The organism is Lacrimispora algidixylanolytica, from assembly GCF_003609635.1.
Classification (GTDB): domain Bacteria; phylum Bacillota; class Clostridia; order Lachnospirales; family Lachnospiraceae; genus Lacrimispora; species Lacrimispora algidixylanolytica.
In genome coordinates, this window is the sequence record NZ_MCIA01000001.1 from 280,225 (window position 1) to 306,915 (window position 26,691).

The window sequence follows — 26,691 nt, forward strand, 5'->3', positions numbered from 1 at the left end:
TCTTATTTTTCCTCCAATTCTAATTTGTTGACACTCTTTTTCACAGAGCTGTCAAAGTGAAACCAGTTCACATCCACATAGCCGCCAGAGGAGGCTGTTGTGAAATTATAGATCCCAAACTTGTCGCCTTGGAAGAAACCAAGGTCAAAAGGCATAGTTAGCTGTCCACCAAGCTGAGTAAAGTTTACATTGTTTGTACTATAAGAAAAAGTTGCCTTGTCGGTAAGAAGGTTAGCGTTTGCCCGCAAATAAACCGTATTTCCTTGTAATACTGGTCCATTTGTCACGGTGCCCTGACCATCTTCCTTAGCATTGATATTCGCTACGATTTTCTTTACTCCACCAGATTTTATGATACCAATAGAGCCGTAAGGGATATTTAACAGACATAGACCTGCCTGATCCCCATCTTTCATATTGGTTGTATCCAGTTCAATGGTACCCTGACAATCCGGCCCCTGGACTCTTTGAGTGAGGGTATTGCTGGCTCGCCATAGATTCTTAGCCGTCTTAGCGCGAAGCCGCAAATAACCAGAGCGCTCGGTTAAGGACCATCTTCCATTATCTGGGTAATGATTCCACTGCCACTGCACGCCCAGTGTATTGGAACTAAATTCATCGCTTGTGGGAATGGAGACTGGCTGATAAGTTCCTCCAACGTTTGGCTTTTTGTACGTGATTGGTACGCTGCCGATTGGATAACTCTTTCCGCCTAATGTCACATTTTTCACCGTTGATGGAACTCCTAATATAGGCCAGTCATTTTGCCACTGCATGGGCACTAAGATATCTCTGCGGCCCACACCGTTACAATCCTGGAACACATAGAACCACCATTCACCGGTAGATGTATCAATTGGTCCGCCTTGATGAATCTGGCTTCCGCCTGAAATTCTTGGTCCATCTAAAAGGATTCTCATCTCATAGGGACCGTAAATGTTTTTGGAACGCAGGCAGTAGGTGTAGGATTCCGGAGGTGTTGAATTACGGAAGATATAATAATATCCGTTTTTCTTAATCACATGAGTTCCTTCCACTAAATATTTGCCCGTTACCCCTTCGATTCTTGTACTCACTCTACTGTTTACAACGGATTTATAATCGCTGCTCAGCTTACTAATCTTAACGTCATTTGCTTCTGAAATAATATATCCCGTTCCATCCTCATCAAGAAACAGGGCAGGATCGTGAAATCCCTGGTTAAATACAGTTTTGGTATAAGGACCGGCTGGGTTGGTGGCGGTACACAGAATAAATCTGCCCTGTGCCTGATAGATTCCCACATAAAATACACCGTTTCGGTAAGCAATGGTGGGAGCCCAGCATCCATGACCGTAATCCTCAAAGTTATCGGTTAGGTTATAAGATTTTCCGGTTCCATTTAAATCTGGGGTTACGTATCCAATGATCTCCCAATTCACCAAATCCCTGGAGTGCATAATCGGTATGGAAGGAAAGGATACAAAGGTAGAACTGACCATATAAAAATCATTTCCCACTCGTATGGCTGCAATGTCTGGATAATCTGCATTCAAAATGGGATTGGTATAGGTACCATCTCCATTATCAGACTGCCAGGCTAATTTCATATCGGTTCGTGAGAAAAGCATCTCGGTTGTGGTTTCATTTCCTTGTGCTTCATTTATTATATTGCTCATTAAAAATCCCCCTTTTATGAAAGGCGCTTTTGGCCTTCCTTGGCCTTTTAAAACGTGCGGTCGGTACGTTTCGTCCTTTGAAATTTAGGACCGCACGTCCTAACTAAAACTTTATTATATTTCTAGGTGCTTTATGAAAACTTCCAGTAGTCAAACTTAAATAAGTCACCACTTCCATTTCCAGTGAATACAAAGAACAATTTATGCACGCCTGTGGCACCGCTTATGGAGGTTTCAACTTCTTTCCAGCTCTGCATACCGCCAGTGTTTGGTACATTCAGTGTCCCTATTAGAGTTCCACTTGTACTATCAAGGCGCACTTCAATCTTGCCTCCTGAGGCAGAAGCCACATTTGCTTTAAAACTTTTAGCACCTCCAGAACCAAAGTTAACATTGCCTAAACCAATCCAGTCACCATTATTGATTCCAGTGATATTTTGATTGTACACAGGACCACCTGATGCGTTGGACTTTTCGGTTAAGATTCCGCCGTTCCATCCAAATGTTTCTGCTTCTACTCTCTTGTACGGATCTAAGCTGGAAAGCTGAGCAATGCCAGCATAATCGGCTGCAACCTCTCGAATGCTTCCATCGCTGTTATGAATCAACTGATTGATGTGAGGAGAGCGATATCCTTTTCCAGAGCCATATAATGCCTGACTGACCGTCTGAGCGTGGTATACCACATACCACTGGTTCTTAAACTGGAATACGCAGTGGTGATTATTACCGCCAGAGCGAAAGAACACGCCCGGATTTTTCAGGAAATGACCTTTGTAGGTAAATGGTCCCATTGGACTATTGCTGGTCATATATCCGATTTCACCAGCCGGCTTGTCTGATGGATGAGTGCCGGAAAAATTGATGCAGTAGGAGTAGTAGTAAACACCGTTAAACTTATGCATTCCAGAATCTTCAAACATAAAGGGCGCATCAATGGTAGAAGCACTTCCCACAACACTAATCATATCGCCACCCAAGCGAAGCACTCTGGCTGTTTTTGGATTTGCCCGCTGTGCCTGACTTGAATTTGGATCTCCGGGAATTCCACCACCACAGTACAAATATCCAGTTCCATCGTTGTCTATAAATACAGCAGGGTCAAACAGCCATACAACTCCAGGCATACCAGATGTGTTGGTTGTGACAAGAGCTCTTCCCAGAGGATCACTCCATGGCCCAATAGGGCTGTCCGCAGTCAGTACACCAATTCCACCGCCGCCATTTGCAAAGTAAAGGAAAAACTTATCTTTACCATTAATATTTTTCACTGCCGCCGCAGGAGCCCAGGAATTACCTGCCCATTTTGCTATACCTTGTCCCCCATTTAGACCGTTTGCCCCTGCAACTGGAATGGCCCCGTGATCGGTCCAGTTTACCATGTCTTCGGAAGATATTACGAATACACTCTTTAAGTTTGCAAAGGTATTATCTTTAATTGTACCATTGCTGTTGTATTCGTAATTATCGCTTGACATGTAGATATAAACTCTGCCGTTATAGGTCAGTGCATAGGGATCAGCCCCCAAATGATGGTCAATGAGTGGATTTGAATTTCCCACTGTTTTTGCAATTGTTGCTTTTGCAGCAAGCATAGCTCTTTCGTTACCCATAAATAAATACCTCCTGTTTTTTCTTTCTCCATATTTGTTTTTTAATCTTTCATCACCTTTTAGTTTCCCATATGAAACGTTTTTTAAGGTGATACCTGGCACTCCAGTTCTCTTTGCCGGCACTAATTGAGAACCTATAACTTTATATGCCAATTTTTTAACTTCGGTTACTTTTTAATACTTTAGATTTGCAAGTCTATACTATATAAAGAAATTTAAGAGAGATTTGTAAACATCAAAATAAAAGTTTTTAAAATCTTTTTAAATTCTATATCTGGCTTCATTTAAAACCTCTGGGTTCATAATAATCATAATAGCTTTCCTAAGTAATACAAGATTCCATTCTATAGAAAAAAGCCCGTCAAATTTCTAAACCTTATAAAAATATTAGACCAATGCATCCGATTGTACAAAAGCGTAACTCATGGCAAGACAAAAAATGCCCCTTGATGTTTTTGCAAACATCTGGGGACATTTTATCTTCATTGGAACCTTGACACTGTTACTTACTTTTCAGATACTTATATATGCCGTTAATGGTAAGATCACTTTCATTCATTTGATTGGTGATATCATCAATTAAATCTTTGGCAAGATGAAATTCCTTTTTATCTGCCCGGAAGATTCTTACTTTAGGCCTGGGCACCATACCTTGTGGACCCGCGCCTGTAACGTAGTTTATAATAACAATAATATCTTCTAAATCATCATGATTAACATCACGAAATCCGATTGAAGCTACGCTGTCAAAAAGGCCTCCGATCTCATTGATTTTATTGTCTTCTCCATAGAATGGAAATGCATACACTACCTTTTTATTCTTCATCAAATAAAAGGTGACATCCTCAAAATCAGCACCTGGCTTTGGTCCATAAGTGACAAAGGTAACTTCCCCCCAGTCATTTAACGTGGCAACAAAGGTCTGATCCTTTATGATACGGCTTTCATCTAACGTAATGTTTGAATTAGTCTCTTCATTTACTTCTGAAGATTGATTTGAATTTTGAATTTCTGTTTTCTTATCCTCATTCTGAAGAGTCGTTGTTTCCACCTTTATCAGACTTTGATAGGAACTTTCTGTTTCTTGTGATAATGTCTCCAGCTGAGATTTCTGACAACCTGAGAACATGCATAAACTCAATACTGTTGTTGCAATTATAATCATCTTTCTTTTCATTTCACTGCCCCCTGATACGATTTTATTTCTATTTTTATTGTATCACATGTTCTTCTTAATGTTTATTTGATTGATAAAAGAGCCAAGCATATCTGGTTGCGCACTGTAACCACGGAGTCTTCATAGGTTCGTTTATCAATGATAATCAAACTCTACGAAGCGTTTATTGTCAGTACTTCTTACAGAGGTTATGATAGAAAAAAGCAATCCCATTCTATAGATTGCTGGTAAGGAGATATTTACTATGAACAACAACGACAACAACTTTACCCCTTTGGATTTACAATCCTGGTCACGAGGCCAGATGTTTCATTACTTTACCCAAATGGCGCCTACTGGGTTTTCACTAACAGTCCTTTTGGATATTACTATTATGAAAAAGGCATTGAAGGAACGTGAACTCAAATTTTATCCCGCTTATGTATGGTTAGTGACTTCAATACTAAATCAACATATTGAATTTAAAGTGGCACTAAAGGAGGATGTGCTTGGATATTGGGATACCCTTACTCCACTGTACCCAACTTTTCATGATGATAATAAAAGCATTTCCTTAGTGTGGACACCATACAACAAATCATTTATGGAGTTCTATCGTGGATATCTGGAGAATGAAAAGGAGTACGGGGATAATCGTGGGATCCTGGCCCAGCCCCTTCAAACACTCCCAGTAAACTGCTATACGGTATCATGTATCCCATGGATTGATTTTCAACATTTTTCCGTCCACAGTTATGAAAGCAAGCCGTATTATTTTCCCTCCATTGAAGCTGGTAAATATACTACAAATGGGGAAATCAGTACAATGCCCATCTCCATAACGGTACACCATGCTACTACGGATGGTTGGCATGTAAACTGCTTTTTTGAGGAATTGCAAATTTTAATAAATGAGCCTGAGAGATGGCTGGATGATGATTCCAAAAAATAAGGAAAAAACAACTCACCCTCTCTTCAAAATAAGAAGATGTTACAAAATTAATTTGTGATGGCCGTCTATACATTAGGATTATATATATTACATGACAATACCCCCATACAGGACTTTTATATTTCATTGTCCTATGTGGGGGTAGTATAAAACTGACCAAATCGTAGTTTTCTCACATCATTTTCTAGCATGACTATTTTTATTTTGCAACAGCACCTTTGCTTATATTAAGCCTCCCTGCTATATTGGTATCTCCCCCGCTTTTCCGTCGATTTCCCGTACTGAACCGCTCTTTGCTTGCATCCATGAATGCACTTTAGACAAAAGGTACAATCTCCGGTCCATACAGGTTTTCCGTTTACCATCTCTATCGTTTCACTGGGACACTGAGTTGCACACTTTGTGCACCCATTGCAGGACTCATTCACATGGAACTTTTTGCTGTGATCTGTTTTTCGATAGGCATATCCGGTGAGAGGTAATATAAAAGCAAGACTTCCCTTCGTTATTTGCTGAATATGTTCCCGTTTTTCAATGAAAGGGATGATTTGATCAATCTGAACTTCTGCTTTATCTAATAGTTCCTTTTGTTTATCCAGACTTATGATGTCATAACCAACCACATAGTTATCTACCATCTTTACTCCAAAAGCGCCGTTTAACTTTAACTTCTTTTCCTTTAGCAGTGCTTCCAGACGGTCCATAACATTGCCGGCGGAAAAGCCAAATGTAGCAATGGCATACATATATTGATTCTCATATCCAGAGAAATGAAGTTGCTTTATAAAACGTTCCACCAACGTAGGAAGGGTGTACCAATACACCGGAAACACGAATCCAATGGTTTCCTGTTTGCCAATTTCATAGGTTATGCCCTCCTTTAACTTGGATTGAGTCATATAAATAAGGCGATCCCCTGTTTCTTTCGCCACCTTCTTGGCAACGTGTTTGGAATTACCAGTTCCACTAAAATAAAATATCATCCTAATTCTCCTTCCTGTCACCTCACGACCAATTGCAATCATCTCTCGTCTCTTCTTGTTCCTATTCCTTAGGTTCAACGGCTCTCTCCTCCAGCCTTTCCACTAACTTAGAGAAGATACGTTCCATTATCAGAACCTCTTTTTCATCTTCTGCGATGTCTGTGATCATGTCCGACACCCATTGATAAACCGCCTGATCCCCTTGTAATATGCTGGATCCTTTTTTCGTCAGCTCAACATAAAATACTCTTTTGTCTTCTTCTGACTGCATCTTCTTTACCAGATCTAGGTTTTGAAGTTTTCGGATAATAACGGAAACTGCCGGCTTTGTCAGGGACAGTTTATTTGCAATCTGTGTGAAATTGGGTTTTTGCAGGGAATGAATTACCAGCAAATAATAATAGTCATTATTTGAAAATTTATTAACCTCATCTTCTTTCATAATTGTATTTAAATTCTGGATACATTCCTGCCATAACAAATTTACTAAGGAAGAAAGCTTTTCTTGCATCTCATGCCCCAATCTTAAATATATTATTAAAACAATTTAATTAAATTCTTTTAACTAATTTAACATAATAAAAACGTGCTGTCAATAGCACGTTCCTATCTTAATATCTATCTCCTGGAATCACTTCCATTAATTAGCATCTCACGTTTCTTCGTTTGAATCCTAGTCTATCTTTTTGAACTGCCTTTTGTATTTCAACGGAAGCGACCGGCAGGTTATGTTTCCCTTTTCCATCGGATATCTCTATCATTCCAATGGCATGGGCCACTTCCACTGCCTTCTCATGCAAGGGAAGGTAGGAAACTCCTATGGTCACTACAAATAGATTCATAGCATACTTGACTCGGTCTTCACTGGTGTGGATGGTTTTCTTCACAAGGTCCAGCATCTCACTAAGCTTGTCCTGATCAAATTCCTCATCCTTACGATTTCCCAGCAGCCAGCAGTAGCAGCTATATCCCGCAGACCCGTATAATTCCCTTCCGTCTAAGATCCAACGGTCTGAAACCTCCATTGCAAATTCAGTCTCTGCCAGACTTACCGCCACAATAAAATCGGAGATCATATAAAAATAAGCGCCTTCCATCCATCGGTCAAAATCAGCTTCTGTCATGGCCTTTACATCTGCGATCATTCCGGCAAGGTACATGGCATCGTAATTCCCAGTGGCATAAAGTTCTTCTGCTACTGCCTGATTCCCCTTAACCTTTTTAGCTATTGGCTTCATAGCTCCCGTAGCAACTCCAAAAAGTGGTTCGTGAGCTCCCTGCTGCAAATATGATTTTTTCGTTCTCTCAGAACCCAAGGCTTCCAATTCCTTTAATATCATTTCAACTTTCACAGGAAACTCCTTTCTTTAACACACAGTTTGTCTACAAATCAGAGCGAAGAAGGGAATATACCTCCAGATCAACGACTCCTTTGCCTTTCCAATATTGAGCCTGCCTTAAGATACCTTCTTTTTTGAATCCACTTTTCTGCAACACTCTTTGAGATCTCTCATTGGCAACCATTACAAATGCCTGAATCCGGTTAATCATAACAGTTTCAAATAAATAATCCACCATTGCTTTCACAGCTTGCTTTGCAATTCCCTGGCCCCAGAAACCTTCGTTTAGACGATAGCCAATGGTAATCATATTGACCTTATCATCATAATCAAACATTTCCGCCACTCCTATGATTTCATCTGGGGATTTGGCAAGGCAGATTCCTAAGAATATCACTTTTTTCTTATTGAAATCCCGTTCAAAATGACCAATCATATGTTCCACCGTGGCTTTATTCTTCTTCACATCTCCGGGGATATACGTAAATATATTCTCATTGCTGTAAATCTCATACAATCCATCAAGATCCGATGCAACGATCTTTCTAAGTATCACTCCATCCGTAACCATGTACGGAACCTTATCATAAGGATTACCCATTTTTTACTCCTTTATTGATGAAACCCATAAATACAGATACTTTTTACATTTATATTTTCATACAAGGCATATGAAAATCAAGAATAAGCTGATCTGCACCATTTTCTGCAGGTTCGCAAAATCTGCTGACGGAATAATACTCCACCCAATAAAAATTGTCATAAAGCAGTTTATATCCATTTTTCTGAACCATACCAGAAAGAAGGATATATGCGTTATTCACAATATCATCCAGATTCTTTGCCGCTATCTGAGCCTTTGCAATGGTTCCGCCCTTAATAATTCTTCCAGTCATCCCTTTTGGAATAGGCGTTCCTACCTTAAAATACTTCCCCACAATATAAGTCTCTCCAAGCCCTGTATCATCTGCAAAATCAGTCATATACCCAACTCCAATACAGTCCTCCATGGAAACATAACGATCCTGATATTCGTGAAGTACCTGATCAAACCCCTGTTCCCAGAATATCCCCCACAATTCTTTTGTGGTAACGCCATAATCTTTGCTGCTGATTCCAATGAGCAGCACATCCTGCATATCCTCATACTCCAGCTTTGCAATATCTGCCATCACTCTTTTTCCCTCCAGAACATAATATGTATCTTGATTGGTTAAGGAGAGAGGATTGGTCGCATGTTTCAGATATATATCATTTGTAATCAATACAGGCGGAATTGAAAAATGTTCTTTAAAGGCCCTTGTAAACGCAGAACTATTTTCGTATCCGCATTCCATTGCAACTTCGGTCACACTTTTATTCCCTCTAAGAAGCAGCTCTGCCGACAAGGTTAATTTTCTTTTCCGCACATATCCGGATATAGAGATATTGCAGATATAGGTGAATATCCGTTGATAAAGACCCAGTGGAATTCCCGTCAGCTTCGTGATTCTTTCATAATCCACGTTCATTATGTCCGCTTCCAGCATGTCTATGACCTTTTGAGTCTGATTCAATACTTCCATTGTTATCCCTCCCTTCCTGTTTATTATGAGGCAGTTATTGTTTTTTTGCTTTCCATTCTTTGTACAGATTTTGCATGGTGGATGGGCATCATTTTATATCTTAGGCAATGGTTTTATTCTTCCAACAGATAATAATTCTCTTCATTTGCCTGTTCCATGGTTCTGATCTCAAAGGATTTGTATCCAGAGGCCATGAATGGATCCGCTTCTGCTATTTTAGTCGCCTCCTCCAAATTCTCTGCCGTAATTACCACCATTCCTCCGGGATAATCCGTAAATGGCCCACAAAGCACAAGCTTTCCTTGGCTCTTTAATTCTTTTAGATGCGCCACATGTTTCTTTACGACTTCCTCGTTTAGCGGCTTTAAATTTTTCATTAAGTATACGTACATAATTCTTATAACTCCTTTCATTTTTTAATAAACAACTTTATTCATTAAAGATAGATATCGTACTTCTTACTTGTTCCATCGCACCGACATACAACTTAGTACGCCCTATCAAATAAGAAAATTAATATTAATATAATACCATATATTTCCTCCGAATTTAAAGAGGTTTTTATGGTGTATGGTAAGCTTTTTGTTACCTGGTGCAATCTAAATCAAAACAGGCAAGTAACCACTTTTCTTGATTACCTGCCTGTTTTATGAATTTTCCTTATGTTGTAAACCCAATAATTTTAATTAGGAATAATTTACCATTACCATTCCACCCTTTTTCTGGTAACCAGTTGCCCAAAGTTCCCGAAGAGAGATCCAGCGATATCCACCATAGGTGGCTGTTTTAACATAAAACTCACCATCCACTTCTTCGTATCCCACTAACATAAACCAATGCCATACGAGATCCTTAAAATTGACATTTTCATGACGAAGCAGCAAGTAAGGGATTGATATTCCCTGATCAATTTGTTGTTTTACGGCACGAATTGCTTCTGTAACAGGCGCATCTCCATGACATCCTGACAACTTGATTGTATGTTCTCCCACATCGTCTAAATAGTCATGAAACCCAGCCATAAATATTTCCAAAGTATCGATTCCTTTGATACGGGGCCTGAGATAGGGCTTCATCTTGGCAGAGAACTTAATATAATCCTCTTTATTAAGTCCATGAACGTCATAGGGGTAAAGATGTTCTTTCTTGTGATGGAGTGCAGCATTGATGCAGACATCACACGCTGCTGCTGCCCCGCAGCCTCCCATATTCATAATTGGGTCCCGAAACCAATCTTGACTTCCCCCAAATGCATTCTCTATTTTAAAATATGTTAATTCTTTCTTCATCCTTTTCCTCATTTCTTAAAACACTAAAATGATAGTTCCAGTTAAAATTTTGCAAGAAGCAGTTAGTACATGCTAATAACATTATACACCAGTTCAGATATAAATTTCAATCACACCAATCAGATTACTATACCCTTTGGAAATGCAATCATGTATATTACAATATACACCATATCATAAAAATCGTTCAATGGTAAACTTTACCAAGGTTTCTTTACAAGAAAAAAGACAGAATATGACTTTCGCCATGATCCTGCCTTTTTATCCATTACTCTTCTTAACGATTAATTTTAGGAGCAAATAAGTGATTTTTCACTGCTGCACCAGCTCACCCCAGCCCTACTCAAACTAAGGCGCTATAATCTGCCACTGCTGATTAGAACCATTGTTGCTGCTCCATTGAATTACATTACCGCCATCGGCAGTGGAGCCTTTTTCAACATCTAGGTACTTACCACTGTTTACATTAACCAGATTGTAATAACCGTTTCCTACGTCAACCAAATTCCATTTCTGGTTATTCTGACCTTTGTCTGTCCATTGGATTACATCGGCTCCATCTTCAGTAGAACTTTTATAGACGTCCAGAGCCTTACCGCTGTTTGAATTGATGATCTTATATCCATTGCCAGTATCCGTTAAGACCCATTTTTGATTTATATTGCCACTATAACCCCACTGGACTACATCGGCTCCGTCAGCGGTGGAACCGTTACTGACATCAAGAGCTTTTCCACTGCCTCTGTTGATCAGTTTATAAGTACCGCCGGATACGATTCCAGTATCTGGAACTGTGCCACTGCCTGGAGTGATATAGATGCGATAACCGGAGCTTGCGTTACAGCCGGATAAGTTCACGGAAATCTGACCATTAACTACGGAATAATTGATATTTGACAGGACAGCCGGTCCATTTGATACCGTATCCTTGCTCACCCAATCTATCTTTTCCACTTTAACTGAGGCAGTGGAACCAATAAAGGAAGGGATGTTCTTAAATGTGGTGTTAATCGTACCATCATTTTGTCCTCCGAAAATAAGGCTGATGTATTTTGCATTGGAATCAACGCAAGCTGCACCATCCACCAGGTTGCTATCATCATTTGGAGGAGTTACATAAACCATTTTTCCGGACATATCTCCATACCACTTATAGAAAAACCAGCCTGCTCCTTTTTGAGAATTGGTTGCAAGAAGGCTACCCAGTCTTCCGGGAGTTGGTACGAACCACCAAGTGATGGAGGCGCTCTCTACCATATGGCGCTCAAATTTAGCAATAAAGCGAGCAGAAGAGCCAGGTTGTCCTTCTAGGTCATGATTGGGATCACAATATTCATTGATGCTTAGAGGCAGTGTTCTAATTCCCAAAGATGATTCAAGCGCTCTGTAGGCTCTGATGTTTGGAGCAATCGTTTGAGGTCCTCCTGAGAGCTCATGCCAGCTCATAATGTCTGGCAAACAGTTATTGGCCTTACAAAAGGTCAGAAATTCTTTCATTTGACTATTGTTATAATAACTTTCACATGGTCCTATAATCTTAGCTCCCGGATCGTTGGCCCGGATCACATCATAGGTCTGTTTCCACATATCATGAAAGCTTCCATTGGCTTTATTCCAGGTACCACCCGGCTCATTCCAGATTTCATAGCCATAATAATTATCACGTCCTGAGGCTTTTTTATCCTTGATAAAGGATTTCACCTGGTCTAGCCAGCTAGTCATGCCCGGCCATTTATAAGGCCAGTTTGGAAGCATATCTGCCAGATCGATGGAAACCTTTGCACTTGGAATGGATTCCAGCCGTTTGGATACTAGGATTGCATCTCCATATGGATGTTGGTTTCCGTTCCCACCCCTGGCCGGATTCCTCATCACATATGGTTTTAATGGTGCTACTAGAGAGTTAACATCAGCCGGTATACTTTCTGTAATTCCATACAGAGAGCCATTGGCACAATGAGTTACATCTCGGAACACATTGTTGCAATCAACGGTTAGCGAATTTGCAGCCATTGCCGGTATTCCCGGTATCATGGATAAGATGAGCATGACACTGAGCAGCAAGGCAGCAGGCCTTTTAAACTTAATCATACGAATACCTCCTCAACTTTTGTTTAAATTGTCCCCTTAAACATATCTATCTATGAAAATATTGTTCCGCCTTTCTCTGTTTTACAGATTATCATTTCCTCCTTTCCTTGTGTCTTTATAACAAGCAGAACTAATTTCATTCCCCCCTAATACCTCTTATGTCTTATTCTTTTTTTATCATAACATTATATTTGGTTAATTTGTATGGTTTTTTGTTAAATATATATGTGTAAATGTTACTTTTTTACATGATTTAAACATTCCTCAATGGATAAAAACGTTTGATGTGCTCTATTTCTTTTTCCCAATCATCTTATGTAAACAAAAAAGCGCCAAGGTATGAATCACCCTAAGCGCTTATCATTTATAATAAATTTATCGAATCATCTCTTTATCTTGAAACTCGTTTGGAATCTGTAGATCCCTTTCTATTGCTTCTAGGCGTTTTTGAAAATCCAGTTTTTTCTTTCAGTACACCATCTGCTGTCATTCTCATCTTCTTTTTGGGGGCAGCTGCAGCCGCTTTAGCCTTTGATGGATCTCTTCTTGGTTGTGTTATTTTTACAGCCGGGAAATTATTTAACAATGGAAACGGATGATCTTTTACTTCTTTTAAATGCTTTCTGATCAACCGTTCAATATCAGAAAGAAGTTCTTTCTCATCAAAATCACAAAATGCAATTGCGATTCCATTTAATCCTGCACGTCCGGTACGTCCAATACGATGTACATAGGTCTCAGAAATATTTGGAAGATCATAATTAACCACATGAGTAAGCTCATCGATATCAATTCCTCTTGCAGCGATATCCGTTGCGATCAATACTCTGATTTTTCTTTCTTTAAAGCTGCTTAAGGCACTTTGACGTGCTCCCTGGGATTTATCCGCATGGATGGCTTTTGCTGTTATTTTATTCTTTGATAACTGCTTAACCAAACGATCGGCTCCGTGCTTTGTTCTGGTGAAAACAAGAAGGGATTCAATGCTTTGATCATTTAAGATGTGCAGAAGTAAATCCTTTTTATTTTCTTTATCTACATAGTACACATACTGATCGATGGTATTCGCTGTTGTGGACTCTGGTGTTATCTTTACATTAGCAGGATTCTTTAACATGGTATCGGAAAGTCTAGCCACATCTGCTGGCATGGTAGCGGAAAAGAACAAGGTTTGTCTTTCTGCAGGGATTCTGGAAATGATTTTTTTAACATCATGGATAAATCCCATATCCAGCATACGGTCCGCTTCATCTAATATAAATATTTTCAAGTGTTTTAAATCGATGACTTTTTGATTCAACAAGTCATTTAATCGACCAGGTGTGGCAATTAAAATATCCACTCCCTGTTTTAATTTATCTTCCTGAGTCTTTTGGGATACCCCTCCAAAAATCACACAAGACTTTAACTTTGTAAATTTTCCATAGGTACAAAAACTTTCATATATCTGAATCGCAAGCTCTCTAGTGGGAGTTACGACTAATGCCCTTATTGCATGATTTGCCTTCTGAGGTGCTTTTTCCTCGCTTAGGAGTTGTAAGGTTGGGATTGCAAATGCAGCTGTTTTACCTGTACCTGTCTGGGCACACCCTAGTAAATCTCTACCGCTTAATACAATTGGGATTGCCTTTTCCTGTATTGGAGTTGGTGTGGAATAGTTTTCCATCTCCAAAGCCTTTAATATCTCAGGTATAACATTTAATTCTTTAAATTGCATATTAGCTCCTTGTTTATTCATTTATTTTGTAGTAATTCTCTTAATATGATGTCGTCAAAACATTCAAAATTCGATTTGCCTTGTTTATAGTAGCATTTATTGAGCATTTTTGCTACCTATAAATACGGTATATTATGGATTTACCTATAATAACCAGTAATAGGAAACGCCCAGAGAAATCATTACTCTGGGCGTTTTCTTCCATTTAATTATTTCTTTCTGTTTCTTTCTGTAAGCCCATTTAAAAATGATTTCACATACCGGTCACCGCTTATCTTATAGTTTCGCTGGCCCTGTCTACGAAGCGCTGCGCTTAATTCACTATTGGATAATTCAAGTCCGCCATCTTTAAAAATAGCCAGCATCTCCTCACTGGTGAGTGACAGTGCGATCTTAAGCTTTTTCAAGACCACATTATTCACGTCTTTATCGCTGGTTATCATGAATGCCTGCTTGTCCGATTCCCCTGGTTTCTCTTCTTTTTTCCCTCTTTTATAAATAATAAAACCATTTAAGAAGGACTCAAACATGCGATTGCTGCATACTTTCTGGGCGTCTGAAGGAGCTTCTTTCGTGGTTGGAGCGAACTTACTGATTGCAGTGGCACTTAATAACATCTCTTGAATTTTCTCTTTTGTTATGGTAACTCCACCCAGCCTGAATACCCCAACCATATCAACGTCTTTTATATCCAAAGCATATCGTAATCTTTTTAATATATCGTGATTTTCCATAAAATCCCCTTTTGCATCTTCATTATCATTTACTCAATACTATACCACGTGATTAGCGTTTATCCAATGCTTTCATTACCTTTAATTGCTTTCCGCTTATCTTTGTGTCTTTCATTTGCTTTAATACCAGGGGACCCTTGCTATTTAAAATCTCTACATACGTTAGGGTTTCCTGAATGGTTATAATACCAATATCCTCTGCCGTCATTCCGTCAAGATTGGACAGCACTCCAACAAAATTCGTTGCTCTCAGCTTCTTTTTCTTACCGCCATTGAATTGTAACTTCATAATGCCCTTATTTAACTGGTCGCTCTTTGCCTTTTTAATCTCAGGAGCCGCATTGATTTTTTCTTCAAAAGATGATTTCACCCGAGATACTTGGTCTTTTTCAGGATTTGGTCTTTCCTCGATCTTAAACCCGATTAAAGTTTCAATTCCTCTTAAAAATCTGGTTTGGGTCTGGGTCACGAAGGTAATTGCCTTTCCCTTTTGTCCTGCACGACCGGTTCTTCCCGTACGATGAACATAGGTTTCCTCTTCCATTGGAATATCATAATTAATAACCAAGGAGATACTCTCTACATCAATACCTCTCGCCGCCACATCTGTAGCCACCAGATACCGGAATTCGCCTCGCTTAAACCGCTGCATTGCGGATATACGATCATCTTGTTCCATACCGCCATGGATCTTTCTAGCGCCGTATCCCATAAGATTCAGACGCTCACACACCATATCCACACGGTCCTTGGTACTGCAAAAGATGATGCAACTATCTGGATTTTCCATTATGGTAATATCATTTAACAGCTCAAATTTATCTGCCTCTGATGTATTGCAGATAGAATGGTTAATATCCCCAGTCGTAACGCTGGCCTCATTAATATCAATGTATACCGGGGTCCTCATGTCATTGATTGACATCTTTTTAATTTTATCTGGCATGGTGGCAGAAAATAGCATGGTTACCCGTTCCACTTTCAGCTCTTTTATAATCGTCTCTACCTGCTCAATAAATCCCATGTCCAACATCCGGTCCGCCTCGTCAATGACCAAGTAGCTGATCTTACTTAGTGGCAGCGTTCCTTTTTCAATGTGATCTATCACTCGTCCTGGTGTCCCTACTACAACATGATTTTTTTGTTTCAACTCCGTTTTTTCAATGGAAAATGGATGTCTTCCATAGATAGCAGTTGCTTTTATTCGTTTGAATCTACCGATGTTGGTAACTTCTTCTTTTACCTGCACAGCAAGTTCTCTAGTCGGCGTTAAAATCAGTGCCTGGGGTTTATTTTCAAGCCATTCGGCCATTTCACAAATTGGTATCGCATATGCAGCCGTCTTTCCACTACCTGTCTGCGCTTTTACGATTAGATCCGTTTTTTCTAACGCCAATGGAATGACACTTTCCTGAACTTCGGTTGGTACCTTATACTCTAATACCTGAAGTGCCTTTTTAATATCCTCGCTCAAAGAAAAACTACTAAAACTTTTATGAATCATGTTTATGCCTCTCATTCCATTGAAACGGTTGCATGTATCCTTTTGCACCGTCCTTGTTTCTATTTGCTATGCTATTATATCACAACACGTATTAATGGGGGAATAAAAGTGAAAAGTCCCACAATTTAACATTGTGGGAATCTTCATCATTGATTCGGTTTAATCGATCAGAGAATATATCTGGATACTTTCTACCTTTTTATCTTTGATATGAAAATTCATGACGTCCACATAATTTGCTGGCTCATATCGATAATCATCCTCTTCGTTACTGATCTCCCCTCCCAACAGATTTCCTTCGGGATAAGTATCTTTTAACAGTTCATAGCTATCGCCTACTTTAATATTTCTTACTGTTGGATATTTCGGGTCTATGATTTCAATGTTGAAAATATATGACTTCTTATTCTCTGCGCCATCCATAGTTTTGATCACAAGACCTTGATAATGGTACTCTTTTTCTGTCTTTCCATTTAACTGATCCATGTTTTTGCCATCATCTGGGGAGTAAGTGTGGGATTTTATCTCATCTGCCTTTCCAAGCAGACTCTCCATCTTTTCATCGTCTACAACATCTGAAAGGGTAATGGTTTTCTCCTGATTTAGAAATGCAAGTTGCTTTAAACTATCATTTCCTTCGTTATCTGCAGAACCTTCTTTTGTCACATTTTCTGTATGATCTACAGTACTGTCTTTTGTTTGTTCTACTGTATTTGATGATGGATCTGTTGGTGCAATGGTAGTTGTAGGTTCTGGTAATTTTACCTGATTCTTACCACAACCATATAGGGCCATAGCACTAAAAGCTATTAACGTGGTCATAATTACATATTTTTTAAATGCTTTCATGGTTAGTCCTCCTTTATGTCATTGAATTTTGTTTTATTCGTTACAAGATTATTATATATAATAATTATATTATAGTCATCTTAATATGATTTAAATAAAACTTAATTTACAAGCTTTTTGATACATGATCGTTGATGCAATGATAAGAACAATTGCCATTCCCCATAAGGTTTGAATCATTGGTAAAGACAGAATTAAATGAAGCAAAACCGGCAAGGCAACGGCTATCATACTGATCGTGTTGGCTGCAATGACTGGAAGGCTTTGTTTTACTACCACCATCTCATTCTCCCAGGCGTAATTTGGAAACTTTTTATTGAGGACAACTCCAAGCACAGATGTAAATATTGAATAAGCGATGGAAATAAACAACAAGCCCAAAATCTGCAAAAAATTTAATCTCAGACGTGTAATAAGAGCAAACACTGCTAACAAATAGGCAACGGCATGTAGAGTTAAATTTACTGCAAGTTTGCTATCTAATATCTTTCTAACCGAAACTGGGGAACTCTGCAAGATCCAGATATTTCTCCCTTCCAAAGATAACGAGGAGGCCGCCGGACAGCTTAATGAAATCATAGCAGCAATTACAATAGGAGCATAGTTAGTGAGAAACCCATTCATATCTTTCACGTTCATATAGTGTCCCAATTTCTCTGGGGACATCACGATTAAAAGGAGACTACTTACACACAGTAGGATTACACCAAGCCCTGTATTTAATACCGCCATATAGGAGCTGAGAAATCGTGCAAATTCTTTTTTATACAGTGCGAGGAACGGAGATTGCTGTTTCAGCTTTACTTTGCGGTTTCCAATGTAGCGAGAGGACGTTTTTGCAAGAGCATCAAAAATAGAGTACTTCACTGAGATAACCTTCATAAAACAATAAAATACAATGACTGACAACCCGATAAATGCAAAGGGACCTGCGACTTGAGAAAAAGCGGTTTGAGAAAGGAATAACTTTGACAAAGGGTAGATTCCTGTAATCTGCGTTGCAAGCATAGCCCCTAGATTTTCAATCTCAATTCCTGATTTCATATTTGAGACCCCTATATACCCAATCAGACCAAGTGCAGCAAAGGAAAACAGGAGCGAAAAGAGATTTCTGTTCTTAAAACGAGAAGAGGCAAGCACCACCAAAAGCCCAATAAATGATGCAATACACATAGGAATCAACGGAACGAAAAATATGGATACAAAGTACAGCAAAAATAGGAGATAGTCTTGTGGAGCATTTCCCATCCATACAATTCCCCCAGGAGCCATAAATATAAAGCCAATAAAAAAATTTAGCAGATACATAAACATAAATTTACTGCTTACAATCTGACTGGGTTTTATGGGCAGAGATAGTAACAGGTCCATATCTCGACTTCCAAATAAAATACCATTTGCACGCAGCATTGTTAAAAACAAGATTGCGTAACTGGAAGTAGCAACCATATAAGCTGGTATTATATCCTGTTCTCCCATTCGAACTAATGCTTGAGCGGTTAAGACATTATAGGTAAATAAAAACACCACCATCGCAACCATTCCAATCCCCATCATAACAGCAGACTTCTTCCTGTTTCTGGACTGCAAGATTTCATTTATGGAAAGATAATTTATTATCTGCGTTCGAAGCAACAACCATGTTATTTTCATGCGTCCTGCACCTCCATAAAAAAGGCCTCCAATGATTGATTTCCTTTTACTGCTTCAATGGGACCGCTTGCGATTAGTTTCCCATCTTTAATAATAGCAACCTTGTTGCATAACTTCTCCGCAACATCAAGGATGTGGGTAGAAAAGAAAATTGCACCGCCACTTGACACCCGTTCCTGCATCACCTGTTTTAGTAAGAATGTTGCTTTGGGGTCAAGTCCAACAAATGGCTCGTCTAAAATCAACAGATCAGGCGAGTGGACCAAAGCGGAAATAATTGCAGTTCGTTGCTTCATACCATGGGAGTAAGAGGATATGACATGTGTAAGATTAGATGTCATTTCAAACATATCTCCATATTTTTTTAGGGCCTGTGATCGTAAAGACGTTGAAACGTTGTATAGATCTGCTATGAAGTTAATGTATTGGTAACCAGTCAAATGTTCGTAAAGATCCGGGTTGTCAGGAATATAAGCAAGCATGGATTTGCATAGAATGGGTTCTTTTTTAATGGAATGTCCGCCTATGGTAATTTCACCCTCTTCAAAACCATGGATCCCCACTACCGCCTTTAATGTGGTTGTTTTTCCTGCTCCATTTGCTCCAATGAATCCCATAATATCCCCGGCTTCAATGGATAAGCTCAAATCATCAACGGCTTTCTTTTTATTGTCATAAACCTTTGTAAGATTTTTAATATTTAGAACAGACATATTAATTCCTCCTTTACCGAAAAATTATCAATTCTTGAGACGTTTTAAGTTTTGAGTCGGAAATGAACATGCTAGGTAATTCAATGGACATGTGATGTCAGTCTCCAGTTAAAGGTTGCCCTAAAACTGAGAAATTAGAGATGAATACTCCTGTAACTCTTGAACTAACAACCTCTTCCATTATTACATTTACCGAAGCGTCAAAAAATGGAGGAACTTTACTTCATAAAATCACTGCAACCTTTTCCCTAGTTACAATCAACTCTCTTTTCATATTCCACTTGCATCTCTCCCCAAGCTTCTAATACCTCTAGCACAGGAATAATATGATTCCCCTGTTCCGTTAATCCATATTCCACGTGTGGAGGGGTTTCTGAATGCTGTTTTCTCCAGATCATTCCATGGCTCTCTAAATCCTGCAAGGAACGGGTTAACATAATATTGGTAATACCATAAAGTTGTCTCTTTAGCTCATAATATCGAAAATTTCCTTGAGACAAATACCATAGAATGGGGAGCCTCCATTTTTTGCAAATATAGTTAAAAGTATGAACGAGATCACATGAGCCATCGTACCAATCACTTGATTCCATTTTAACCACCTCATTATGATATTTTGTGGGCACAAAATTGTGCGTACTTGTAAAATGCAGTTTTGAATTATAATATTATGACAGGGCCTCTAAAATATAGTAACACTAAAACATGGAAATTTAAAGGAGAGAGAAGAATGATATTTTATTTTTCAGGTACAGGAAATAGCTTATGGGTGGCTAAAAAGCTGGCTGAACTTCAAGATGATCGAATATTATCTATCCCAGAGCTCATGAAAGAAAAACGTGGACCGTTCTCATTTACTTTAAAGCAGGGTGAAATGCTTGGATTTGTATTTCCAGTCTATGCCTGGGCACCTCCTAAAATAGTATCGGAGTTTATAAATAATCTAGTCATTACTAATATGGATGAGCACTATACATATTCCGTCTGTACTTGCGGGGACCATGTTGGGCTAACCATGAACGTTTTGTCAGCAAATCTACAGAAAAGTAACATCAAATTAAATAGTGGATTTTCTGTTTTCATGCCCAATAATTATGTTATTGATTATGATTTAGATTCAAAAGAGTTGGAACATAAAAAGTTGGAACAGGCGAAACAAAGGGTGGAAGACATCAACCATCATTTATCAAATAAAACAGAGGATATCTTTGACTGCTATAGCGGAAGTTTTCCTTGGTTTAGAACCTATATGTTTAACCCATATTTTAATGGATTTTGTTTAGGAACGAAAAAATTTCAGGTTAAAAGTAATTGCATCTCCTGCGGCTTATGTGAAAGGATTTGTCCAACAAAGAACATTCATCTAAAAAACAAATATCCTACATGGGGAAAAGACTGCACGAAATGTATGGCATGCTTACACCGCTGCCCCGTTAGAGCTATTCAATATGGAGATAAAACAGAAAAAAGAGGACAGTATTATAATCCAAATGTTTAAGTCTGTTATAAGTGTCATTTGTAAAAAATAAAAAGCAGGCATCGTTACGTGCCTGCTTTCACTTAACATCTCTAATTGACCATCTGTCTGCTCCATGATTTTTTATTTAAATCTTTATAAAACCTCGAAACCCTCTGACACCATAGTAAGAATCTGCCCCATTATGGTATAAAAACACAGTATCATAGCGGCGGTCACAAAAGATGGCACCACCCAGTTCCCTTATATGAGCCGGTGTTTTTACCCAGCTACTGGTTTTTGTATCAAAGCTTCCAAGTTTTTGAAGTTCCCGATATTGATCCTCTGTTAAAATCTCTATGCCCATGGCATTTGCCATATCAATGGCACTATTTTCCGGTTTATGTTCTTTTCTTGATTCCAAGGCATCTCGGTCGTAGCAAAGACTTCTGCGATTTTTGGGACTTTCAGAAGAACAATCAACAAACATGTATTCCTCTTTACTTTCATCATAACCAATCACATCTGGTTCACCTCCGGTTGTTTCCATCTCGTTCAGTGACCAGAGCTTTTCCATATTTGCTTCAAGTTTTGCTTGCACCAATTCCCATTGAATGCCTTGATGTAATTTTTCATTTTTTTCAAAACGAACCTTTAATATTCTAAGCAGCTCCTCACACTGTTGCACGGATAACTCCTTTTTTCTATCATTTTTATTCTCAGTCATTATAGTTTCCTCCATTGGATGTATCAAAGAATACTATTATAGTTTACGTAGTTCATGATGATTTAATCATTTCGCATAAATAACTTAACATAAGAATCATACGCCTGTTTCAATATCTCCCAGCCAACTTCCATATCCTCTTTTTTCCCCCTCCAATTGCTGATAGCCGCCCAGATTCCAGGTGTACCTTTGTATACCGTTTGAGTAAAGAATGCGTTTCCAGTCTCATTTACCAACTTTAAAAATTGCTGAATGTTTTTCAATGGTAGGAATCAAATACATGTTAACCAATGTAAAAACAGCCTTTGATATGGTTTATAAAAAATCAAACCACATCATAGACTGTCTTTCTCCTAGGTCAAACGACCCATTAACCTTTGGACCCTACCGTAAATCTTTCTTTTATATGTTCAGGCTGTTCGATTTCATCTATAACAGCAATGGCATAATCAGCAAAGCTAATATAACTATCACCTTTTCCATTAACCAGAAGATGGTCTTTTCCAGCTACGTAGCTTCCAGTTCTTTCTCCCTGGGGATCAAAGAAAGCAGATGGACTGATATAAGTCCAGTTTAAGCCTTCTGTTTTTTCTAATTCCAATAAATTTTTCAACATGTTACTTGCGGTAGGAAGATAAGCCTCTGGAAAATCTGGAGTTTCAACAAGACGTACTGTTTTTCCCTCATCTACAAACAAGCTACCTGCTCCGCCAACCACAATAAGTCTTGTATTGGAAGCATTTTTCAACAATCCAATCAACTTATCACCAGCTTCCACGTGAAGAGCCTCTTCCCCTGGCGCAGAATTAAATGCATTAACAATAACATCAAATCCTTCCAGATTACTTGATACCAAATCAAATATATCTTTCTCCAGCACTTTAACGTCTTTATTATCTACTTTCAAAGCATTTCTGACAATGGCAGTTACCTCATGGCCTCTATTTACCGCTTCTTTTGTTATAAGGCTTCCAGCTTTACCGGTAGCACCAATTACTCCTATTTTCATATTAATATCTCCTATCTCTATTTTTCTATCATAATTAATTATTTATCATTTTAGTTGTAACCTCTTTTGTTACAACTGGGAGGTAAAAAAAATTGAATGCATTAAGATTCAATTTTCTTACTTAAATTATTCACAAGTTCCTCCATGGTCACTTCTTTTAAAACGCTTTCCATGGCTTCCTGAGACCGGAATAATACCAGTTCGAGAACTCCCTGAATGTTAGCTCCTACCGGGCAATTAGGGTTTGGATGTTCCTGGAATTGAAACAATTCCCCTTCCTCCACCACTTTCACAGCTTTATAAACATCAAGTAGAGTAATCTCATTAAGATTCTTTAATAGAGAAGCTCCCCCTGTTCCAGAGGTGACACTCACCATGCCTGATTTCTTCAGCATTCCCATAATCCTTCGAATTACAACCGGATTGGTATTTACGCTTCCGGCAATCCATTCTGAAGTACATAAAACATTACTTGAAATAGCCAGGAGAGACAAAATATGAACGGCAACTGTGAATCGGCTACTAATTTTCATTTGCATCGCCTCCTGTAACCATTATAGTTACAACCAACTCATTTGTCAAGTATCCTTTTCATTTTTCATTTTTCTTGAACATTATATCCTCAAAGATTCCAGACGTTTTGCTTTTTCAGACGCTTTATGTAAAAATTCTCTAGCCGTCAAATCTTCATAATCCCAATACATCGCCTCAATTGCCGTGGGCCCTGTATAACCTGTTGCTTCAATGTTTTTCATGGCGGTTTCCCAATCTATCGTACCATCAAAGGGAAGCCCGTGCATGCCGTAACTTCCATTATCGTCATGCAGATGAAGCGCCATTAGCCGGGAGCCATACATAGATAACAAATCCTTGTCTGGAACGTAGTGATAGTGATGTCCGCAGTCATAGCAAAATCCAATGCGTTTGGAATCAATCTGCTCTAGTACATGAGATAGATTGGAAAAATTTTGCAAATTTTCCAAAGCTACGTTTATACCAAATTGCTCTGCTTGTTCTGCTATTTTCCCAATTCTACTCATTCCCAGGTCATTATATGGATGTCCCTCACTAGGCAGATGAATTACCATGGTGGGGATTTTAAATTCGTAACAGTCAGCAATGCATTGCAAATAGCAATCCGTTAACGCTTCTCCGCCTGGATTGTCACTCCAAAGATCATGTTGATTTTGAAGTGGGGCATGAATGTTTTCTACAAACAGACCCGCTTCCCTTGCTAACTCAGGGGCATCTCGGTAATAATTACGGCCAAATCCGTCACTCCACCACAACATAACACCTTCAAATCCAGCTTCCTTAATTAAGTGATACCGCTCTTTCATCGGCAGATCGTAACCAAACCAATCATAAATACTAATCATAAGACGCTCCCTTTCCATCATTAGCAATTGCTTTTATTATTATAACCTTCACCGTGGCTGCTACTTTTATAATCACTTATTTTAATATCTTCTGAATCAGGTTTAACTTATTCTTGTAAGGAGGAAACGTAAGACCAGTCTCCAAACAAAAACTCTTTTTCATAATGCCTTTTGCATGGGTGAATAAATCAAAGCTATATTTGCCGTGATAAGCACCTATTCCTGAATTACCTACTCCACCAAAAGGAAGATGGTGGTTGGCAACATGGGAAATCGTATCATTGACACAACCTCCACCAAAGGAAACCTTTGTCAACACGTTTCGCTCCACACGCTTACTCCTGGTAAATAGATAAAGAGCCAATGGTTTTTCATGTTCCTGTATCATGAGAATTGCCTGATCCAGTGATTTGTAAGTCATAATTGGAAGTATCGGCCCAAAGAGCTCTTCTTCCATAGCAGCATTATCCCAGGAAACTGCCTCCGTCAGGGTAGGCTCTATAAATAGTAATTCCTTTTTATAATGTCCCCCGTGTAGAATATGGGAATGATCCTTTTTAAGAATTGTCACCAAACGGTCAAATTGCCCTTGGTTTACAATTCTGCCAAAATCCTTGCTTCTTACTGGGGAAGTTCCAAAGAATTCAAAGAGAGCCGCTTTCATCTCTTTTATGAACGCATCCCTTATTCCTTCTTCAACCAGAACATAGTCTGGTGCTATGCAGGTTTGTCCAGCGTTTAAGAATTTTCCCCAGATAATTCGTTTAGCCGCCAGAGTAAGATTTGCGGTGCGATCCACAATTGCAGGACTTTTCCCACCTAGTTCCAGTGTAACTGGCACCAGATTTTTCGCTGCGGCCTCCATAACAATTTTTCCAACCATAGGGCTGCCAGTGAAAAAGATATAGTCAACAGGCGCATGAATGAGCAAAGAAGTCTCCTCCTTACCTCCCTGAATCACTCGAATATAGGACTTATGAAAAGTTTCACCAATAAGCTTTCCAATCACTGCGGATAAGTGAGGGGTGTGTTCCGATGGCTTTAATATCACGCAATTGCCCCCAGCGATTGCACCGATTAAAGGCTCGATTAAAAGCTGAAAGGGATAATTAAACGGGCCTATAATTAGAACGGTTCCATAAGGCTCCTTTAAAATATAACTCTTAGACGGCTGCAGGTGGAGCGGTGTCCTCACCGCTTGAGGTTTTGCCCACTTACGCAGGTTTTTGATCATATAACCAATGCTGTGGTACACAAATCCGATTTCAGTTACATATGCTTCAAATTCACCTTTGCCTAAATCCTTATATAGCGCCTCTTTTATGGCTTCTTCATAACAATGAAGGGCCGCCCTTAGCTTTACCAACTGTTTTAGACGAAAGGAAATGCTATGGGTATGTCCATGACGATAAAAATCCTTTTGTATCTTTAAGAGGTCATTTAGGCATTTTGAATCAAATGGTTCCATATTTGTTCTCCTTTTTCACAGTAATCTACTTATAAGCCAGTATCAGTCAAACGCTGATAAATATGTATTTGATTGCATTGAATAGATCTTAATGCTTGCTTTTCTTTGTATCTATGGTATCTTTTAGCCTGTCCGATGTCAACAACTAACTTCCCCCTTAATTCGACACGTTGTGGTCTTTCCAAAGGTTCATAGATTAAGGCCAGGGAAACGTTTTTCGTTTCCCTGGCCTTAAGAGCTTATCCTTATTATTATAAATAGGCAGACGTTGCATTGCTGCTTGGAGTCCATTTCCATTATTCCGAATTATTTATTTTATAAAAACTTTCCCTTATGAAACCTGAATCAGTTTATCTGCCTTAGTTACTTCTCCATCTCCTATTATCTCTATGGAGCTGTATTCATTGGAATTTAAGATAACAACCACTGCAGTGGTAGGATATCCAGCTTTTTTAATCTCATCCATTGAAAATGTCATAATCTGCTGACCACCGGTCACCGTATCCCCCAACTGTACCTGCTGCTCAAATCCATTCCCCTGCATATTAACGGTATCTAATCCCACATGTATCATTAACTGGACGCCAGCGCTATTTTGGATACAAATCGCATGTTTGGTATCTGCAATCTGAACTACCTTACCGTCGAAGGGCGCGTATACCAGACCATCTTTTGGCTTAATTCCAACGCCTTGTCCAAGTATCCCTTCGGAAAACACACCGTCTGCGATGTCCTTTAAGGAGATCACTTCCCCAGGAATCGGTACATAGACGGTTGTTGTGTTTGAAAATTTCTTTGCTAATTTATCAAATAATCCCATTGTATCTCCTTTGCC

The 26,691-nt window shown here is 39.0% G+C and carries 27 protein-coding genes; 2 read left to right on the forward strand and 25 right to left on the reverse strand.

What is annotated here, in order from left to right:
- Positions 1–2 precede the first annotated feature (2 nt).
- From BET01_RS01325 to BET01_RS01335, 3 genes are all read right to left on the reverse strand, one after another.
- Positions 3–1,658, reverse strand: coding sequence for a glycoside hydrolase family 43 protein (locus BET01_RS01325; RefSeq protein WP_243117088.1), 1,656 nt, complete (start codon positions 1,656–1,658; stop codon positions 3–5).
- Positions 1,659–1,789: 131 nt separating this feature from the next.
- Positions 1,790–3,271: a glycoside hydrolase family 43 protein gene (locus BET01_RS01330; protein ID WP_120195322.1), complete on the reverse strand. Its 1,482-nt coding sequence runs from the start codon at positions 3,269–3,271 to the stop codon at positions 1,790–1,792.
- A gap of 502 nt (positions 3,272–3,773) precedes the next feature.
- Positions 3,774–4,448 (reverse strand): hypothetical protein, encoded by a 675-nt coding sequence (locus tag BET01_RS01335; RefSeq protein WP_120194954.1) that lies wholly within the window; start codon positions 4,446–4,448, stop codon positions 3,774–3,776.
- Between the two features lie 244 nt (positions 4,449–4,692).
- On the opposite strand from BET01_RS01335, the gene BET01_RS01340 reads away from it, so the two are divergent.
- Positions 4,693–5,379 carry a CatA-like O-acetyltransferase gene (locus tag BET01_RS01340; protein WP_120194955.1) on the forward strand — a complete coding sequence of 229 codons (687 nt, stop codon included), beginning with the start codon at positions 4,693–4,695 and terminating at the stop codon, positions 5,377–5,379.
- A 227-nt stretch (positions 5,380–5,606) separates the two neighbouring features.
- Here BET01_RS01340 and BET01_RS01345 read toward each other — a convergent pair whose 3' ends face one another.
- From BET01_RS01345 to BET01_RS01415, 15 genes are all read right to left on the reverse strand, one after another.
- Positions 5,607–6,362, reverse strand: coding sequence for an EFR1 family ferrodoxin (locus BET01_RS01345; protein ID WP_158584960.1), 756 nt, complete (start codon positions 6,360–6,362; stop codon positions 5,607–5,609).
- Between the two features lie 61 nt (positions 6,363–6,423).
- Positions 6,424–6,873 (reverse strand): MarR family winged helix-turn-helix transcriptional regulator, encoded by a 450-nt coding sequence (locus BET01_RS01350; protein ID WP_120194957.1) that lies wholly within the window; start codon positions 6,871–6,873, stop codon positions 6,424–6,426.
- A gap of 133 nt (positions 6,874–7,006) precedes the next feature.
- Positions 7,007–7,714 carry a DNA alkylation repair protein gene (locus BET01_RS01355; protein ID WP_120194958.1) on the reverse strand — a complete coding sequence of 236 codons (708 nt, stop codon included), beginning with the start codon at positions 7,712–7,714 and terminating at the stop codon, positions 7,007–7,009.
- Positions 7,715–7,745: 31 nt separating this feature from the next.
- Positions 7,746–8,303 carry a GNAT family N-acetyltransferase gene (locus BET01_RS01360; RefSeq protein WP_120194959.1) on the reverse strand — a complete coding sequence of 186 codons (558 nt, stop codon included), beginning with the start codon at positions 8,301–8,303 and terminating at the stop codon, positions 7,746–7,748.
- A 49-nt stretch (positions 8,304–8,352) separates the two neighbouring features.
- Positions 8,353–9,267, reverse strand: a complete 915-nt coding sequence (locus BET01_RS01365; RefSeq protein ID WP_120194960.1) for a helix-turn-helix transcriptional regulator — start codon at positions 9,265–9,267, stop codon at positions 8,353–8,355.
- A gap of 113 nt (positions 9,268–9,380) precedes the next feature.
- Positions 9,381–9,659 (reverse strand): YciI family protein, encoded by a 279-nt coding sequence (locus BET01_RS01370; RefSeq protein ID WP_120194961.1) that lies wholly within the window; start codon positions 9,657–9,659, stop codon positions 9,381–9,383.
- A gap of 294 nt (positions 9,660–9,953) precedes the next feature.
- Positions 9,954–10,556: a hypothetical protein gene (locus BET01_RS01375; protein ID WP_120194962.1), complete on the reverse strand. Its 603-nt coding sequence runs from the start codon at positions 10,554–10,556 to the stop codon at positions 9,954–9,956.
- A gap of 348 nt (positions 10,557–10,904) precedes the next feature.
- The gene (locus BET01_RS01380; protein WP_120194963.1) at positions 10,905–12,647 is read right to left on the reverse strand and encodes an RICIN domain-containing protein; all 1,743 of its coding nucleotides are present in this window, start codon (positions 12,645–12,647) and stop codon (positions 10,905–10,907) included.
- Positions 12,648–13,038: 391 nt separating this feature from the next.
- On the reverse strand, positions 13,039–14,364 hold the full coding sequence (locus BET01_RS01385; protein ID WP_120194964.1) for a DEAD/DEAH box helicase: 1,326 nt from the start codon (positions 14,362–14,364) through the stop codon (positions 13,039–13,041).
- Positions 14,365–14,573: 209 nt separating this feature from the next.
- Positions 14,574–15,098, reverse strand: coding sequence for a YehS family protein (locus BET01_RS01390; protein ID WP_120194965.1), 525 nt, complete (start codon positions 15,096–15,098; stop codon positions 14,574–14,576).
- 52 nt (positions 15,099–15,150) lie between these two features.
- Positions 15,151–16,602 carry a DEAD/DEAH box helicase gene (locus tag BET01_RS01395; protein WP_120194966.1) on the reverse strand — a complete coding sequence of 484 codons (1,452 nt, stop codon included), beginning with the start codon at positions 16,600–16,602 and terminating at the stop codon, positions 15,151–15,153.
- Between the two features lie 159 nt (positions 16,603–16,761).
- Positions 16,762–17,451 carry a hypothetical protein gene (locus tag BET01_RS01400; RefSeq protein WP_120194967.1) on the reverse strand — a complete coding sequence of 230 codons (690 nt, stop codon included), beginning with the start codon at positions 17,449–17,451 and terminating at the stop codon, positions 16,762–16,764.
- 90 nt (positions 17,452–17,541) lie between these two features.
- Complete coding sequence (locus BET01_RS01405; RefSeq protein ID WP_120194968.1) at positions 17,542–19,104, reverse strand: hypothetical protein; 1,563 nt, start codon at positions 19,102–19,104, stop codon at positions 17,542–17,544.
- Positions 19,101–19,817 (reverse strand): ABC transporter ATP-binding protein, encoded by a 717-nt coding sequence (locus BET01_RS01410; protein ID WP_120194969.1) that lies wholly within the window; start codon positions 19,815–19,817, stop codon positions 19,101–19,103. The genes BET01_RS01405 and BET01_RS01410 overlap by 4 nt, the downstream gene beginning before the upstream one ends.
- Positions 19,818–20,065: 248 nt before the next feature.
- Positions 20,066–20,410, reverse strand: a complete 345-nt coding sequence (locus BET01_RS01415) for a winged helix-turn-helix transcriptional regulator (protein WP_120194970.1) — start codon at positions 20,408–20,410, stop codon at positions 20,066–20,068.
- A gap of 137 nt (positions 20,411–20,547) precedes the next feature.
- Here BET01_RS01415 and BET01_RS01420 point away from each other — a divergent pair, with 137 nt between their 5' ends.
- A complete protein-coding gene (locus BET01_RS01420) occupies positions 20,548–21,315 on the forward strand; it encodes an EFR1 family ferrodoxin (RefSeq protein WP_158584961.1) in 768 nt (255 codons plus the stop codon).
- A 106-nt stretch (positions 21,316–21,421) separates the two neighbouring features.
- On the opposite strand, the gene BET01_RS01425 is transcribed toward BET01_RS01420, so the two are convergent.
- From BET01_RS01425 to BET01_RS01455, 7 genes are all read right to left on the reverse strand, one after another.
- A complete protein-coding gene (locus tag BET01_RS01425; RefSeq protein WP_120194972.1) occupies positions 21,422–22,000 on the reverse strand; it encodes a DUF4256 domain-containing protein in 579 nt (192 codons plus the stop codon).
- Positions 22,001–22,062: 62 nt separating this feature from the next.
- Positions 22,063–22,263, reverse strand: coding sequence for a hypothetical protein (locus tag BET01_RS01430; RefSeq protein ID WP_120194973.1), 201 nt, complete (start codon positions 22,261–22,263; stop codon positions 22,063–22,065).
- Between the two features lie 107 nt (positions 22,264–22,370).
- Positions 22,371–23,009 (reverse strand): NAD(P)-dependent oxidoreductase, encoded by a 639-nt coding sequence (locus BET01_RS01435; RefSeq protein WP_120194974.1) that lies wholly within the window; start codon positions 23,007–23,009, stop codon positions 22,371–22,373.
- 101 nt (positions 23,010–23,110) lie between these two features.
- A complete protein-coding gene (locus tag BET01_RS01440) occupies positions 23,111–23,542 on the reverse strand; it encodes an Rrf2 family transcriptional regulator (protein WP_120194975.1) in 432 nt (143 codons plus the stop codon).
- Between the two features lie 81 nt (positions 23,543–23,623).
- Entirely contained in the window at positions 23,624–24,388 is a 765-nt protein-coding gene (locus BET01_RS01445) for a sugar phosphate isomerase/epimerase family protein (protein ID WP_120194976.1), read from the reverse strand.
- Positions 24,389–24,464: 76 nt separating this feature from the next.
- Positions 24,465–25,856 carry an aldehyde dehydrogenase gene (locus BET01_RS01450; RefSeq protein WP_120194977.1) on the reverse strand — a complete coding sequence of 464 codons (1,392 nt, stop codon included), beginning with the start codon at positions 25,854–25,856 and terminating at the stop codon, positions 24,465–24,467.
- Between the two features lie 331 nt (positions 25,857–26,187).
- Positions 26,188–26,676 (reverse strand): PTS sugar transporter subunit IIA, encoded by a 489-nt coding sequence (locus tag BET01_RS01455; RefSeq protein ID WP_120194978.1) that lies wholly within the window; start codon positions 26,674–26,676, stop codon positions 26,188–26,190.
- Positions 26,677–26,691 lie beyond the last annotated feature (15 nt).

Coding starts and splice junctions, on each gene's coding strand:
- BET01_RS01325 (WP_243117088.1), bottom strand. CDS start 1,658: ATGAGCAATATAATAAATGAAGCACAAGGAAATGAAACCACAACCGAG.
- BET01_RS01330 (WP_120195322.1), bottom strand. CDS start 3,271: ATGGGTAACGAAAGAGCTATGCTTGCTGCAAAAGCAACAATTGCAAAA.
- BET01_RS01335 (WP_120194954.1), bottom strand. CDS start 4,448: ATGAAAAGAAAGATGATTATAATTGCAACAACAGTATTGAGTTTATGC.
- BET01_RS01340 (WP_120194955.1), top strand. CDS start 4,693: ATGAACAACAACGACAACAACTTTACCCCTTTGGATTTACAATCCTGG.
- BET01_RS01345 (WP_158584960.1), bottom strand. CDS start 6,362: ATGATATTTTATTTTAGTGGAACTGGTAATTCCAAACACGTTGCCAAG.
- BET01_RS01350 (WP_120194957.1), bottom strand. CDS start 6,873: ATGCAAGAAAAGCTTTCTTCCTTAGTAAATTTGTTATGGCAGGAATGT.
- BET01_RS01360 (WP_120194959.1), bottom strand. CDS start 8,303: ATGGGTAATCCTTATGATAAGGTTCCGTACATGGTTACGGATGGAGTG.
- BET01_RS01365 (WP_120194960.1), bottom strand. CDS start 9,267: ATGGAAGTATTGAATCAGACTCAAAAGGTCATAGACATGCTGGAAGCG.
- BET01_RS01370 (WP_120194961.1), bottom strand. CDS start 9,659: ATGTACGTATACTTAATGAAAAATTTAAAGCCGCTAAACGAGGAAGTC.
- BET01_RS01375 (WP_120194962.1), bottom strand. CDS start 10,556: ATGAAGAAAGAATTAACATATTTTAAAATAGAGAATGCATTTGGGGGA.
- BET01_RS01380 (WP_120194963.1), bottom strand. CDS start 12,647: ATGATTAAGTTTAAAAGGCCTGCTGCCTTGCTGCTCAGTGTCATGCTC.
- BET01_RS01385 (WP_120194964.1), bottom strand. CDS start 14,364: ATGCAATTTAAAGAATTAAATGTTATACCTGAGATATTAAAGGCTTTG.
- BET01_RS01390 (WP_120194965.1), bottom strand. CDS start 15,098: ATGGAAAATCACGATATATTAAAAAGATTACGATATGCTTTGGATATA.
- BET01_RS01395 (WP_120194966.1), bottom strand. CDS start 16,602: ATGATTCATAAAAGTTTTAGTAGTTTTTCTTTGAGCGAGGATATTAAA.
- BET01_RS01400 (WP_120194967.1), bottom strand. CDS start 17,451: ATGAAAGCATTTAAAAAATATGTAATTATGACCACGTTAATAGCTTTT.
- BET01_RS01405 (WP_120194968.1), bottom strand. CDS start 19,104: ATGAAAATAACATGGTTGTTGCTTCGAACGCAGATAATAAATTATCTT.
- BET01_RS01410 (WP_120194969.1), bottom strand. CDS start 19,817: ATGTCTGTTCTAAATATTAAAAATCTTACAAAGGTTTATGACAATAAA.
- BET01_RS01415 (WP_120194970.1), bottom strand. CDS start 20,410: ATGGAATCAAGTGATTGGTACGATGGCTCATGTGATCTCGTTCATACT.
- BET01_RS01420 (WP_158584961.1), top strand. CDS start 20,548: ATGATATTTTATTTTTCAGGTACAGGAAATAGCTTATGGGTGGCTAAA.
- BET01_RS01425 (WP_120194972.1), bottom strand. CDS start 22,000: ATGACTGAGAATAAAAATGATAGAAAAAAGGAGTTATCCGTGCAACAG.
- BET01_RS01435 (WP_120194974.1), bottom strand. CDS start 23,009: ATGAAAATAGGAGTAATTGGTGCTACCGGTAAAGCTGGAAGCCTTATA.
- BET01_RS01440 (WP_120194975.1), bottom strand. CDS start 23,542: ATGAAAATTAGTAGCCGATTCACAGTTGCCGTTCATATTTTGTCTCTC.
- BET01_RS01445 (WP_120194976.1), bottom strand. CDS start 24,388: ATGATTAGTATTTATGATTGGTTTGGTTACGATCTGCCGATGAAAGAG.
- BET01_RS01450 (WP_120194977.1), bottom strand. CDS start 25,856: ATGGAACCATTTGATTCAAAATGCCTAAATGACCTCTTAAAGATACAA.
- BET01_RS01455 (WP_120194978.1), bottom strand. CDS start 26,676: ATGGGATTATTTGATAAATTAGCAAAGAAATTTTCAAACACAACAACC.